Origin of the sequence: Streptomyces sp. NPDC101225 (genome assembly GCF_044767585.1) — a bacterium.
Taxonomy (GTDB): Bacteria; Actinomycetota; Actinomycetes; order Streptomycetales; family Streptomycetaceae; genus Streptomyces.
Map to the genome: position 1 here is coordinate 101985 of NZ_JBIWOE010000029.1, position 12689 is coordinate 114673.

Consider the following 12689-nt stretch of genomic DNA (forward strand, 5'->3'; position numbering starts at 1 on the left):
AGACGTACGTCCCGTATTCCGGACACCGCGTCCCGACCCCTGGATGACGGGCGTAACCTCGGTAGCAGCCCTATCTGTCTGAAGGAGCGAGCGACGATGCCCGAGCTGAGGTCCCGCACAGTCACCCACGGCCGCAACATGGCGGGCGCACGCGCCCTTATGCGCGCCTCCGGTGTACCCGGTGCGGACATCGGGCGTAAGCCGGTCATCGCGGTCGCCAACTCCTTCACGGAGTTCGTGCCGGGCCACACCCACCTGCAGCCGGTCGGCCGGATCGTCAGCGAGGCGATCGTCGAGGCCGGCGGCATCCCGCGCGAGTTCAACACCATCGCGGTGGACGACGGCATCGCGATGGGCCACGGCGGCATGCTCTACAGCCTGCCCTCCCGCGACCTGATCGCGGACAGCGTGGAGTACATGGTCGAGGCCCACTGCGCCGACGCCCTGGTCTGCATCTCCAACTGCGACAAGATCACCCCGGGCATGCTGAACGCGGCCCTGCGCCTGAACATCCCGACGGTCTTCGTCTCCGGCGGCCCGATGGAGTCCGGCCGCGCGACGCTGGTCGACGGCACGGTCCGCACGCTCGACCTGGTCGACGCGATCTCCGACGCCGTGAACGACAAGATCTCGGACGAGGACATCCTCCGCATCGAGGAGAACGCCTGTCCGACCTGCGGCAGCTGCTCCGGCATGTTCACCGCCAACTCGATGAACTGCCTGACCGAGGCCATCGGCCTCTCCCTGCCCGGCAACGGCTCGGTCCTCGCCACCCACACGGCCCGCAAGCAGCTCTACGTCGACGCGGCCCGTACGGTCATGGACCTCACGCGCCGCTACTACGAGCAGGACGACGACACCGTCCTGCCCCGCTCGATCGCGACCTTCCCCGCCTTCGAGAACGCGATGGCCCTGGACATCGCGATGGGCGGCTCGACCAACACGATCCTGCACCTGCTGGCCGCGGCCCAGGAGGCGCAGGTCCCCTTCGGCCTGGCGGAGATCGACGCCGTCTCACGCCGTGTGCCCTGCCTGGCGAAGGTCGCCCCGAACGTCGGCAAGAACCGCACGTACTACATGGAGGACGTGCACCGCGCCGGCGGCATCCCGGCCCTCCTCGGTGAACTGCACCGCGCGGGCCTGCTGAACGAGGACGTGCACGCGGTCCACAGCCCCTCCCTGGCGGACTGGATGAAGACCTGGGACGTGCGCGCCGGCTCCCCCTCCCAGGAGGCGGTCGAGCTGTGGCACGCGGCCCCGGGCTGCGTCCGCTCGGCGGAGGCCTTCTCCCAGTCGGAGCGCTGGGAGGCGCTGGACGAGGACGCGGCCGAGGGCTGCATCCGCAGCGTCGAGCACGCGTACTCCAAGGACGGTGGCCTCGCCGTCCTCAAGGGCAACCTCGCCGTCGACGGCTGCGTGGTGAAGACGGCCGGCGTCGACGAGTCGATCTGGACCTTCGAGGGCCCGGCGGTCGTCTGCGAGTCGCAGGAGGAGGCCGTCCAGAAGATCCTCACCCAGCAGGTCAAGGAGGGCGACGTCGTCGTCATCCGCTACGAGGGCCCCAAGGGCGGTCCCGGCATGCAGGAGATGCTCTACCCGACCTCGTACCTGAAGGGCCGCGGACTGGGCAAGGCCTGCGCCCTGGTCACCGACGGCCGCTTCTCCGGCGGCACGTCGGGCCTCTCCATCGGCCACGCGTCGCCGGAGGCGGCGGGCGGCGGCACCATCGCCCTCGTCGAGGACGGCGACCGCATCCGCATCGACATCCCGGCCCGCACGATCGACCTCCTGGTCGACGACACCGAACTGGCCCGCCGCGAGGCCGCGTTGGGCGGCGTCCACGCTCCCAGGAACCGCGAGCGCAAGGTCTCGGCGGCCCTGCGCGCCTACGCTGCGATGGCGACCAGCGCGGACAAGGGCGCGGTGCGGGACGTGTCGCAGCTCGGCTGAGATCCCGCTTTCCGAAGGGGCCGCTCCTGCCGGGGCGGCCCCTTCGCCCGTCACCAGCCGGCGGGATCGCGGGCGTCCACGGAGAAGACGGTGCCGTCGGGGGCGGTGGCGTAGACGCGGGAGCGGGCGAGGACGGGCCCGGGCAGCGCGGCGGCGACCTTGCCCGACCCCGCTCCCGGTCGCGCCGGAGTCTGCCCGGCGAGGCGTCCCCTGGCGGCGTCGACGGCGAGCAGCCGCCCGTCGCCCGCCGAGAGGTACACGTACCTGCTGTCGGCGACGGGTGCCGAGCCGCGGCTCACGGACGTCTCGACGTGCCAGAGCCGCTTGCGCGCCTCCAGGCCGACGGCGTCCAGCGAGCCGTCCGGCGCCAGGATGTACACGACGTTCCCCCGCACGGTGGCCTGGGCGTCCGGACGCGCGACCGGCAGCGCCACCCGGCGTGACGCCCCGGACGCCGGGGTGTAGCGGAGGACGGCGTCGGTCTCGGCGTAGACCTTGTTGGCGGAGAGGAAGAAGACGGAGCCGGAGTGGGCGCCGACCGGGGTCAGGTTCCCGCTCAGCCGTGCCTCCCAGCGCACCGCCCCCGAGGCCGGGTCCACCGCCGTGACCAGGGTGCTCGAACCGTCACCCGACGGATCGACCGCGTACGCCAGCGGATCCCCGGGGAACGAGACGAAGGACGGAGTGGGCTGGCCCGGTATCCGGCGGCTCCACCTGGTGTCGCCCGACGCGGCGTCCACCGCGGAGACCGTACCGTCGGCGTGCGTGAGCAGCACCGTCCCCCCGGCGACCTGAATGCCGCTGTGCGCGGGCATCTTCCGCTGCCAGCGGGTCGCGCCCGAACCGGGGTCGAGTGCCTCCAGCCGCCCGCCCTGCTGCGTCAGGGGCTGCACGAGGCCGCCCGCGAGGGCCGGTGGCGCGGGCCTGAACCCCTCCGCGACCGTGTGCCGCCACAGGACGCTGCCGTCGGACGGGTCCATCGCGAAGACGACGCCGGGCCGGGCGCAGATCAACTGCTCCGTTCCGTACGCGCATTGTGGTGCGCCGGAGTCCTCGGCCAGGGGCTTCGCCGACCACGCGGCGGGCCGGGCCGCCGACGCCTCGGGCGAGCCGCCACGCCGGGGCGCGGGGCCCGCGCCACCGAGCAGCTGCACGGAGGCGAGCGCCGCACCGGCCACCAGGACGAGTGCCGCCGCCGCGAGGACCGCCTTCCCGCCCAGGCGTCTGCGGGGCCGCGGCTCCTGCTCCCGGCCTCCGGCCGGCCGCGGCGCGTCTCCCGTCCGCTGCGCCGGTATGAAGGCCTGTGTGTCGTACGAGGCCGCCACCGAGCGCAGTTCACGCATCAGCTCGTCGGGCGTCGGCCGGTCCTCGGGCTCCTTGGCGAGGCAACGCAGCAACAGCGGCGCGAGATTCTCCGGTACGCCGGTCAGATCCGGCTCGTCGTGCACGACCTGGTAGGCGACGACGTAGGGACTGTCGGAGTCGAACGGCCCCCGCCCCGTCGCCGCGTGCACCAGCACGGACCCGAGCGCGAAGACGTCGGCCGCGGGCCCGACCTCCCGGGGCCGCCGGAACTGCTCGGGCGCCATGAACGGGGGAGTGCCGATCAGCTTCCCCGTCTCGGTGCGCAGTTCGCTGTCCTTTGGCCGAGAGATGCCGAAGTCGATGACCCTCGGCCCGTCGTCGGCGAGCAGCACGTTGCTCGGCTTGAGGTCCCGGTGCACCACCCCGACCCGGTGGATGTCACGCAGCGCCTCGGCCAGTCCGGCCATCAGCCGGCGCAACTGGGCCGGAGCCATCGGGCCGTTCCGCTTCACATGCTCGGAGAGCGTCGCGCCGGGTATGAACTGCGTGGCCATCCACGGCCGCTCGGCATCGGGATCGGCGTCGACGACGGGGGCGGTGAAGGCGCCGCTCACCCGTCGCGCGGCGGCCACCTCCTGCCGGAAACGCCCCCGGAACTCGGGGTCCTTGGCGAACTCGGCATGCACGACCTTCACCGCGAGCTTCATCCCCGAGGTGCTGCGGGCGAGGTGCACCACACCCATGCCGCCCGAGCCGAGGCACGACTCAAGGCGATAGTGACCGGCGTACTCCGGAAGTTCCGCTTCCGCGCCCGCTCCGGTGCTTCCCTGTGGCGCCATTGGGACCACCCCCGTGCTGTTCGTCCGCGCGCGCGACGCTCGGAGCCTAGTCGATGCACCGCGTGGGACAGAGGCGGCTTGCTAGTCTCCGTGTGCGAGTTGCGTACATGTGTTTCATGGCGTGTTTCAGGGGAATCAATGGGGCCCCATGGCAGTCATGGGCACCAACGGGGGAGGTTTTTCATGTCTGTTGACCGCGCCGAAGAGCCCGAGGGCGGCGAAGGGGCGGAAGCCCTGGCGGCGGCAACGGTCCGCTACTACTCGGTGGCCCCGGGCGTCCGGCTGAACGTCCGCAACGGCCCCGGCACCAACTACAGCATCGTCCGTGTCCTGCCCGCGGGCTCCAAGGTCCCGATCTACTGCCAGACCCCGGGCACCTGGGTCACGGGTACCTACGGCACCTCGAACATCTGGGACAACATCAGCAACGGCCAGTTCGTCTCCGACGCCTACATCTTCACCGGCAGCGACGGCTACGTCGCCGACCGCTGCTCCTTCTGACCCCTCCACGGCAGGGCGGGGGCGACGTCGGGGACCCGCGGGTCCTCCTGCCGGCGGGGGCGGGCCGGGTGCGACCGGTCGCTCGGGGCGCGCGTCTCGACCCCCGCACCGGTCCGGGCCCGACTGCCGGATCGTGCGCGTGCCGTCCGCGGTGTCCCGCGTGCCGCTCTTCGGCCGCCCGCCGGGCCCACGGGTCACGGGGACCTGCGGCACCTCCGGGCGGTGCTTGGGGCGTCTTCGGGTGGTGCTTGGGGCGTCTTCGGGTGGTGCCTGCGGCCTTCGGCACCGCGAACGTCCGGGACAGGTGCTACGGCGGCCGATACGTCCCGGACGTCTGCCCGCACACCGGCGGCGAGGACCGCATCCCCGCACGCTGCGGCAGCCCCGGAGGGGAGCCCGCCCCCACCCCGGCGCCATAATCGTCCCGTGAGCGACGAAAACGGCACCCGGGTGACCCCCGCGGGCTCGCCTGCCCCCCGACCGGAACCCCTGCGCTTCTTCGGCACCACCTGGGTCGACCACGGCAAGGGCTACACCCTCCGCCGGATCGGCGCGGCCACGGGCTCCTTCGCCGCCGCCGTCGTCTCCTGTCTCGTGCTCCGGTTCGCTTACCAGGGACTCCAGATCGCCGACACCGGTGCCTTCGTCACGGTCCTGGTGGTCGCGATGTTCGCGATCTGCAGCGCGCTGGCCTTCCGCACCACCTGGGACTCCTTCACCCGCCGCCCCGACCCCGACCGCCAGGCATCGCTCCGCGGCCTGCTGGCCATCGGTTTCGTCGGCTCTCTCCTCGCTTACTTCTTCCGCTCCCTCACCGAGGCGCCGGGCGAGAAACTCCACCGCGAGGAGTACGAGGCGGCCCTCGAGCGGCACGAGAAGCGCAGCACCCGCCGCTCGGGCAACCCGTCGAAGAAGCGGCACCGCGGCTGACCGGCCCATCCGCCGGTGAGCCCACCGGTCTTGCCGGTCAGGCTCGTTCCGTACCGAAAATTTGCTGCCCCTTGCACGCAGTGGGGTCACCATGGCCGTATGACGGCCTCCTCACACACCGCCCGCGCCCACTCCTTCAACGCCGCCGCCGCCCAGTACGCCGCGAACCGCCCCTCCTACCCGCCGGCCCTCTTCGACGCGATCGAGGAACTGTCCGGCCGCGCGCTCGCCGGCGCCCGGGTCGCGGACATCGGTGCCGGCACCGGTATCTCGACCGCACTCCTGGCCGCCCGCGGCGCGGACGTGGTCGCCGTGGAGCCCGGTGCGGGCATGGCGGCCGAGTTCCGCCGCGCCCACCCCGGCATCCCGATCGTCCGGGGCAGCGGCAACGTCCTTCCCCTCGCCACCGACTCCGCCGACCTCCTCACCTACGCCCAGGCCTGGCACTGGACCGACACCGCCCGCTCGGTGCCGGAGGCTCTGCGCGTGCTGCGTCCCGGCGGCGCGCTCGCGCTGTGGTGGAACACCAGCGCCACCGACGTCCCGTGGATCGACGCGCAGAGCGCCCGGATCGGACGTCACTTCGGCGCCGACGGGGTCGTCGACCGCAAGGGCAGCGGCGTCCGCACGGCCCTCGCCGATCCCAGCGGCCGCCTGGAGTTCGCCCATCGCCGGGTGCGCTGGAGCCGCCGGGTCCCCGTCGACACCCACCTTGCCAACATCGGCAGCCACTCGATCTTCCTGGTCCAGGGCGAGGAGAGCGCGAGCGCCTTCCTCACCGAGGAGCGCACCCACCTGCTGACGGTCTTCCCGGACGGCGTCGTCGAGGAGACCTACGTCGTCGAGCTCCTGGTGGCCACCACCGCGTGATCCGGCGCGGCGGTCCGTCCCCCGCGGACCGCCGCCGATCCGCCGTACACCTGCCACGGCGTGCCTCCCAGGGCCCCGGCCGACTGCCGCCCGAGACCGCGCCCCGAGACCGCGCCCCGAGACCGCGCCCCGAGGCCGCGCCCCGAGCCGGCGCCTCGTGACGCCCGCCCGTCTCCAGGCCCGCATACCTCCGCGTCTTCAGACCCTGCGCCCCGCTTGGGTGCCTGGGAGCTACCAGCGCTCCTGCGGCTCGGTGCCTCCACGCCATGCGCTTCCGCGCATCCCCGCCTGCGCGCATCCCCGCCTGCGCGCTCACGCCTGCGCGCGTCCGCGCCCTCCCGGGCCGCGCGCCTCCGCGCTACCGTGCCGCGCGCCTCCGCGTTCCCACGCATCCCTCACCCCCCGGCCAGCCCTTGACGCGGACCCCACCCGAGAGCATTATTCATCACATGATGAATTACTCCCCGGGCGAACCCGCCGAGCCCGCGGCCGGCGCCGCACCCGCGGTCCGGGCCGAAGGCCTCAGCGTCGTCCGCGGCCCCCGCACCGTCCTGCGCGACCTCAACTTCGCCGTCCCGCGCGGCCAGATCACCGGCCTGCTCGGCCCGTCCGGCTGCGGCAAGTCGACACTCATGCGGGCGGTCGTCGGCACCCAGGCCAAGGTCACCGGCACGCTGGAGGTCCTGGGGAGCCCGGCCGGTCACCCCACCCTGCGCACCCGCATCGGCTACGTCACCCAATCCCCGTCCGTCTACAACGACCTGACAGTGCGCCAGAACCTGGACTACTTCGCGGCGATCCTCGACCCCGGCCGCACCAGCAGCGACCGCCGCCAGGAGGTCGACCGCGTCCTCACCGACGTCGACATGAACAGCCACGCCGACGCCCTCGCCGGCAATCTCTCCGGCGGCCAGCGCAGCCGCGTCTCCCTGGCGGTCGCCCTCCTCGGCACCCCCGAACTCCTGGTCCTCGACGAACCGACGGTCGGCCTGGACCCGGTCCTGCGGCGCGACCTGTGGCACCTCTTCCACGCCATCGCCGCCGAACGCGGAGCGACCCTCCTCATCTCCTCCCACGTCATGGACGAGGCCGAACGCTGCCACCGCCTGCTCCTGATGCGCGAGGGCGAGATCCTCGCCGACGACACCCCCGACGCACTGCGCACCCGCACCGGCTCCGAAACGGTCGAGGCGGCCTTCCTGCACCTGGTCGACGAGGCGGCCGCCGCCGCCCGCGAGAAGGAGACCTCCCGATGACCACGACGACGCCCACGAGCGGCACCCGGCCGGCGCCGGCCGCGCCCCGCGCCCTCAACGCCTCCCGGACCAACGCCACCGCGGCCCGCGTCCTGCGCCAGCTCCGGCACGACCCGCGCACCATCGCGCTGATGATCGTGATCCCCTGCCTGATGCTGTTCCTGCTGCGCTACGTCTTCGACGGCAGCCCGCAGACCTTCGACAACATCGGCGCCTCGCTCCTCGGCATCTTCCCGCTGATCACGATGTTTCTGGTCACGTCCATCGCCACCCTGCGCGAACGCACCTCCGGCACCCTCGAACGCCTCCTCGCCATGCCACTCGGCAAGGGCGACCTGATCGCCGGCTACGCCCTCGCCTTCGGCACCATCGCGATCATCCAGTCCGCCCTCGCCACCGGCCTCGCGGTCTGGTTCCTGGGGCTGGACGTCACCGGCAGCCCCTGGCTGCTTCTCCTCGTCGCCCTTCTGGACGCCCTCCTCGGCACCGCGCTCGGCCTCTTCGTCTCGGCCTTCGCGTCGTCGGAATTCCAGGCGGTCCAGTTCATGCCAGCCGTGATCTTCCCCCAGCTCCTCCTCTGCGGCCTCTTCACCCCCCGCTCCAACATGCACCCCGCCCTGGAGGCCATCTCCAACGTCCTCCCCATGTCCTACGCCGTCGACGGCATGAACGAGGTCCTCAAACACACCGACATGACAGCCACCTTCGTGCGCGACGTCCTGGTCGTCGCCGGCAGCGCCCTCCTGGTCCTGGGCCTGGGCGCGGCGACCCTGAGGCGCAGGACGGCCTGACCGGGTCCACGGAGCAGCCGTTCACAGGGCGGGGCCGCCGCTTCCCGGGGCGGGACGGCGCCGGCATCCCGCCCACCGGACAACCGAGCCGCCCACCCACCCCCGATGCGAGGATGAATCCGGACGACGCAACCCCCGGAGGGCACCCCGCCATGACCCAGAAAGTCGCAGTCCTCGGCACCGGCAAGATCGGCGAAGCCCTGCTCAGCGGAATGATCCGCGCAGGCTGGGCCCCGTCGGACCTCCTGGTCACCGCCCGCCGCGAGGAACGTGCCGACGAACTCCGCACCCGCTACGGAGTCTCCCCGGTCACCAACCCGGAGGCAGCCAAGACCGCCGACACCCTGATCCTCACGGTCAAGCCGCAGGACATGGGCGCCCTCCTCGACGAGCTCGCCCCGCACCTCCCCGCCGACCGTCTGATCATCAGCGGCGCCGCCGGCATCCCCACCTCCTTCTTCGAGGAGCGCCTGGCCTCCGGCACCCCCGTCGTCCGCGTCATGACGAACACCCCCGCCCTCGTCGACGAGGCGATGTCCGTCATCTCGGCCGGCACCCACGCCACCGCCGAGCACCTCGCCCACGCCGAGGAGATCTTCGGCGCCGTGGGCAAGACGCTCCGCGTCCCCGAGTCCCAGCAGGACGCCTGCACCGCCCTGTCCGGCTCCGGCCCGGCGTACTTCTTCTACCTCGTCGAAGCCATGACGGACGCCGGCATCCTGCTCGGACTGCCCCGCGACAAGGCCCACGACCTGATCGTCCAGTCCGCGATCGGCGCCGCGACCATGCTCCGCGACAGCGGCGAACACCCGGTCAAGCTCCGCGAGAACGTCACCTCCCCCGCGGGCACCACCATCAACGCCATCCGCGAGCTGGAGAACCACGGCGTACGAGCCGCCCTCATCGCCGCCCTCGAGGCCGCCCGCGACCGCAGCCGCGAACTGGCCTCCGGCAAGAAGGACTGACCAGCCCGACCGGGGGCGCCGTTCACGCGGCCGCCGCGTCCACCACCTCCTTCGTGGTCACCACCCGCGCGAAGCCGCCCCCGTGCAGCGACACCGCCGCCGCCTGCCCGACCTCGTCCGCGGTGCGCCGCCAGCCGAACGGTCCCTCCAGGTCGAAGGTGTACGTCGCGTCGTACGCCACCACCACGCCGTAGCCCAGATTCCCGCCCATCCGGGCCGTCGTCTCGACGCACATGTTGGTCTGGATCCCGGCCAGGACGACCTGCGAGATCCCCTCCGCCTTCAGCCAGGCGTCCAGATCGGGCGTGCCGTAGAACGCCGAGTTCACCGTCTTCGTCACGAACAGCTCGGTCCCCTCGGCCCCCTTCCCGCGCCGCTGCTGCACGTACTCCTTGAAGTCGTTCCCCTCGTATCCCGGCCGCAGCGGCGAGCCGGGCTTCAGCGAGTCGTGCCGTACGAACACGACCGGCCGCCCCGTCGACTGCCACACGTCGATCAGCGAAGCGATGTTGTCATCGGCCCCCAGATTGTTCCGTGGCCCCCAGAAGTCGGTCTCCTCGAAGCCCTTCTGCACGTCCACGACCACCAGCGCTGCGTTCTCCGCCATCTCCATGCCCTCGATCCTGTCGCCGGGAGCACGCCCGCCCCAGAGGGCGGGAAGACAGCGATCGATGGTTTACTGCCAACCATGGAGAATGCCGCGAAGAACGCCTACCGCGTCGCCCTCGTCGCCTTCCCCGGCATCCGCGCCTTCGACGTCTCCGTCATCACGGAGGTCTGGGGCACCGACCGCACCGACCGCGGCGCCCCCGCCTTCGACCTGCGCCGCGTCGCCACCGACACCACCCCCGTCCCCATGCGCGGCGGCATGGCCCTCCACCCGGACCGCACGCTCACCTGGCTGTCCCGTGCCGATCTGATCGTGATCCCCGGCCTCGACGACCACCTCACCCCCGCACCCACCCCCGTCCTCGACGCCCTGCGCCGCGCGCACGCCCGCGGCATCCCCCTCGCGGCCCTGTGCGGCGGCGCGTTCACCCTCGCTCAGGCCGGCCTCCTCGACGGCCGCCGCGCCATCACCCACTGGAACCTCATCGACCTCCTCCGCGCACACCACCCCCAGGTCACCGTCGTCCCCGACACCCTCTTCATCGAGGACGACAACATCTGGACCGCCGCCGGCACGGCAGCCGGCATCGACCTCTGCCTCCATCTCGTCCGCCGGGCCCAGGGTGCCGAGGCGGCGGCCACCATCGCCCGGTCGATGGTCACCGCGCCCTTCCGCACCGGGAGTCAGGCGCAGTTCATCGAGCACCCCACCCCGCGTGCGGACCGTGACGCCGACGCCCTCGCCGCCCTACGAGAGCACGCCCTCCGCCACCTCCACGAGCCCCTCACCGTCGCCGACCTGGCCGACATCGCGGGCATGTCCCCACGCAGCTTCGCCCGCCACTTCACCGCGGAGACCGGCACCTCCCCCCGTCGCTGGCTCCTCGACCAGCGCGTCGCCGCAGCCCAGAAACTCCTCGAACGCACCGACCTGCCGATGCCCGAGGTCGCCCGCCGCGCCGGCTTCGGCAGCGAGGTCACGATGCGCCAGCACTTCGCATCGCGCCTCGCCATCAGCCCACGCGCCTACCGCGCAGCGTTCAGCACGGCATCGGTATCGACCGCGCCGCTATCGACCGGGCCGGCATCGGCAGCGTCCCTGTCCGACGCGGCCGGCAGCAACCCGATCGCGCGATAGGCGGCATCGACGGTCGGCCGGGCCATCGCCCGAGCCTTCTCCGCACCATCCCGCAGCACCCCCTCCACATGGCCAGGATCGGCGCACAGCGCACTGTGTCTCTCCTGTACGGGCCTGAGGAGCTCGACCACGGCCTCTGCGGTGTCCTTCTTCAAGGCGCCGTACGACTCATATACACCGGCCAGGGCCTCCGGGTTCCCACCCGTGCAGGCCGCGAGGATCTCCAGCAGGTTCGCGAGCCCGGGCCGCTCCGCACGGTCGTAGACGACGTCCCGGCCGCTGTCGGTCACCGCCCGCATGACCTTCTTCCGCACCACGTCCGGCTCGTCCAGCAGGTAGACGACCCCGAGCCCCGACTCGTCGGACTTCCCCATCTTCCGCGTCGGTTCCTGAAGGTTCATCACGCGGGCGGCGACCTTGGGAAGCGTCGCCCGCGGCACCCTGAACGTGTGCCCGTAGCGCTGGTTGAACCGCACCGCCAGATCCCGCGCCAGCTCCACGTGCTGCGCCTGGTCCTCCCCGACCGGTACGTCGTCCGTCCCGTACGCCAGGATGTCCGCCGCCATCAGCACGGGATACGTCAGCAGCGACACCCGCACACTTCTGCCCCGTGCGGCCTCCTTGGCCGCCTTCTCCTTGTACTGGATCATCCGCCGCATCTCGCCGTCGGTGGCCACGCACTCCAGCAGGTACGACAGCCGCGCGTGTTCGTCCACATGGCTCTGCACGAAGAGCGTGCACCGCGCGGGGTCCAGCCCCGACGCGAGCAGCAGGGTCGCCGCCTGCCGGCTGAGCCTTCGCACCCGCGCCGGATCGTGCTCCACGGTCAGCGCGTGCAGATCCACGACGCAGAACAGCGCGTCGGCCTGGTACTGGTCGGCCTCGGCCCAGCGCTGCATGGCGCCCAGGTAGTTCCCGAGCGTCAGGTTCCCGGTCGGCTGGATCCCGCTGAAGACCCGTGTCATCTCCACTCCCTCTCCGTTCGGGCCGCTGTCCCGGACGGCCGCCCCTCGGAGATCCGGAGGAGATACGAAAACGGCCGCCGAGACGGCGGCCGTTGAGTGCGTACGTGAGCGCGGCCGCCGTCAGGCGGCCCACCAGAGCTGGGTACACGTACGCGTGGTCATGCCCTCAGCCTACGCCTCTCGGACGCGACCCGGAGGCGAGTTGACACGCCCAGACCGGATCCGTAGTGTTCTCCGAGTTGTCCGACGTGAGCGCCGACTCCGGTCGGTCCCCGGACAGCCATTCCGTAAGTATCAACCACTGCTCGACTGCCGTCGATCCGTCGGCCGTTGTTCTATTGGCGTGCGTATTTGTGGAATGAGGAATCCGCGTTCGAAAGGATGCAGCCCCCCGATTAGCGCGGGAGGCAGGGAGTCCGCTAAAGTCTCACTCGTCGGAACGGCCCAACGGCCGGAAAGACAACCCCCTCTGACGGGGAATCAGACGCCGAAAGGATCTGATAGAGTCGGAAACACCGAAGGGAAGCGCCCGGAGGAAAGCCCGAGAGGGTGAGTACGAAGGAAGCGTCC

Annotated in this window: 11 protein-coding genes; 8 read left to right on the forward strand and 3 right to left on the reverse strand. The window is 71.8% G+C overall.

Features of this window, described 5'->3' with window-relative positions:
* The first annotated feature begins 96 nt into the window (after positions 1–96).
* Positions 97–1950, forward strand: a complete 1854-nt coding sequence (ilvD, locus tag ACIRPX_RS32190) for a dihydroxy-acid dehydratase (RefSeq protein WP_404201830.1) — start codon at positions 97–99, stop codon at positions 1948–1950.
* A gap of 50 nt (positions 1951–2000) precedes the next feature.
* Here the strand turns inward: ilvD and ACIRPX_RS32195 are convergent, their stop codons facing one another.
* Positions 2001–4094 (reverse strand): serine/threonine-protein kinase, encoded by a 2094-nt coding sequence (locus ACIRPX_RS32195; protein ID WP_404201832.1) that lies wholly within the window; start codon positions 4092–4094, stop codon positions 2001–2003.
* Between the two features lie 183 nt (positions 4095–4277).
* Here ACIRPX_RS32195 and ACIRPX_RS32200 point away from each other — a divergent pair, with 183 nt between their 5' ends.
* The 6 genes from ACIRPX_RS32200 to proC all read left to right on the forward strand — a co-directional run bounded on the left by ACIRPX_RS32200 (position 4278) and on the right by proC (position 9407).
* Complete coding sequence (locus ACIRPX_RS32200; protein WP_404201834.1) at positions 4278–4595, forward strand: SH3 domain-containing protein; 318 nt, start codon at positions 4278–4280, stop codon at positions 4593–4595.
* A gap of 426 nt (positions 4596–5021) precedes the next feature.
* Complete coding sequence (locus tag ACIRPX_RS32205) at positions 5022–5525, forward strand: EamA/RhaT family transporter (protein WP_404201836.1); 504 nt, start codon at positions 5022–5024, stop codon at positions 5523–5525.
* 99 nt (positions 5526–5624) lie between these two features.
* The gene (locus tag ACIRPX_RS32210; protein ID WP_404201838.1) at positions 5625–6395 is read left to right on the forward strand and encodes a class I SAM-dependent methyltransferase; all 771 of its coding nucleotides are present in this window, start codon (positions 5625–5627) and stop codon (positions 6393–6395) included.
* A 449-nt stretch (positions 6396–6844) separates the two neighbouring features.
* Positions 6845–7651 (forward strand): ABC transporter ATP-binding protein, encoded by an 807-nt coding sequence (locus tag ACIRPX_RS32215; RefSeq protein WP_404201840.1) that lies wholly within the window; start codon positions 6845–6847, stop codon positions 7649–7651.
* Entirely contained in the window at positions 7648–8442 is a 795-nt protein-coding gene (locus ACIRPX_RS32220; protein ID WP_404201842.1) for an ABC transporter permease, read from the forward strand. Before ACIRPX_RS32215 ends, ACIRPX_RS32220 begins: the two co-directional genes overlap by 4 nt.
* A gap of 152 nt (positions 8443–8594) precedes the next feature.
* Positions 8595–9407 (forward strand): pyrroline-5-carboxylate reductase, encoded by an 813-nt coding sequence (gene proC / locus ACIRPX_RS32225; RefSeq protein ID WP_404201844.1) that lies wholly within the window; start codon positions 8595–8597, stop codon positions 9405–9407.
* 22 nt (positions 9408–9429) lie between these two features.
* Here proC and ACIRPX_RS32230 read toward each other — a convergent pair whose 3' ends face one another.
* Positions 9430–10020: a cysteine hydrolase family protein gene (locus ACIRPX_RS32230; RefSeq protein ID WP_404201846.1), complete on the reverse strand. Its 591-nt coding sequence runs from the start codon at positions 10018–10020 to the stop codon at positions 9430–9432.
* A gap of 75 nt (positions 10021–10095) precedes the next feature.
* Between ACIRPX_RS32230 and ACIRPX_RS32235 the strand changes: the two genes are divergently transcribed.
* Complete coding sequence (locus ACIRPX_RS32235; RefSeq protein WP_404201848.1) at positions 10096–11154, forward strand: GlxA family transcriptional regulator; 1059 nt, start codon at positions 10096–10098, stop codon at positions 11152–11154.
* Here ACIRPX_RS32235 and trpS read toward each other — a convergent pair.
* Positions 11043–12119, reverse strand: coding sequence for a tryptophan--tRNA ligase (gene trpS, locus ACIRPX_RS32240; RefSeq protein ID WP_404201850.1), 1077 nt, complete (start codon positions 12117–12119; stop codon positions 11043–11045). The two genes, ACIRPX_RS32235 and trpS, sit on opposite strands and share 112 nt — an antisense overlap.
* Positions 12120–12689 lie beyond the last annotated feature (570 nt).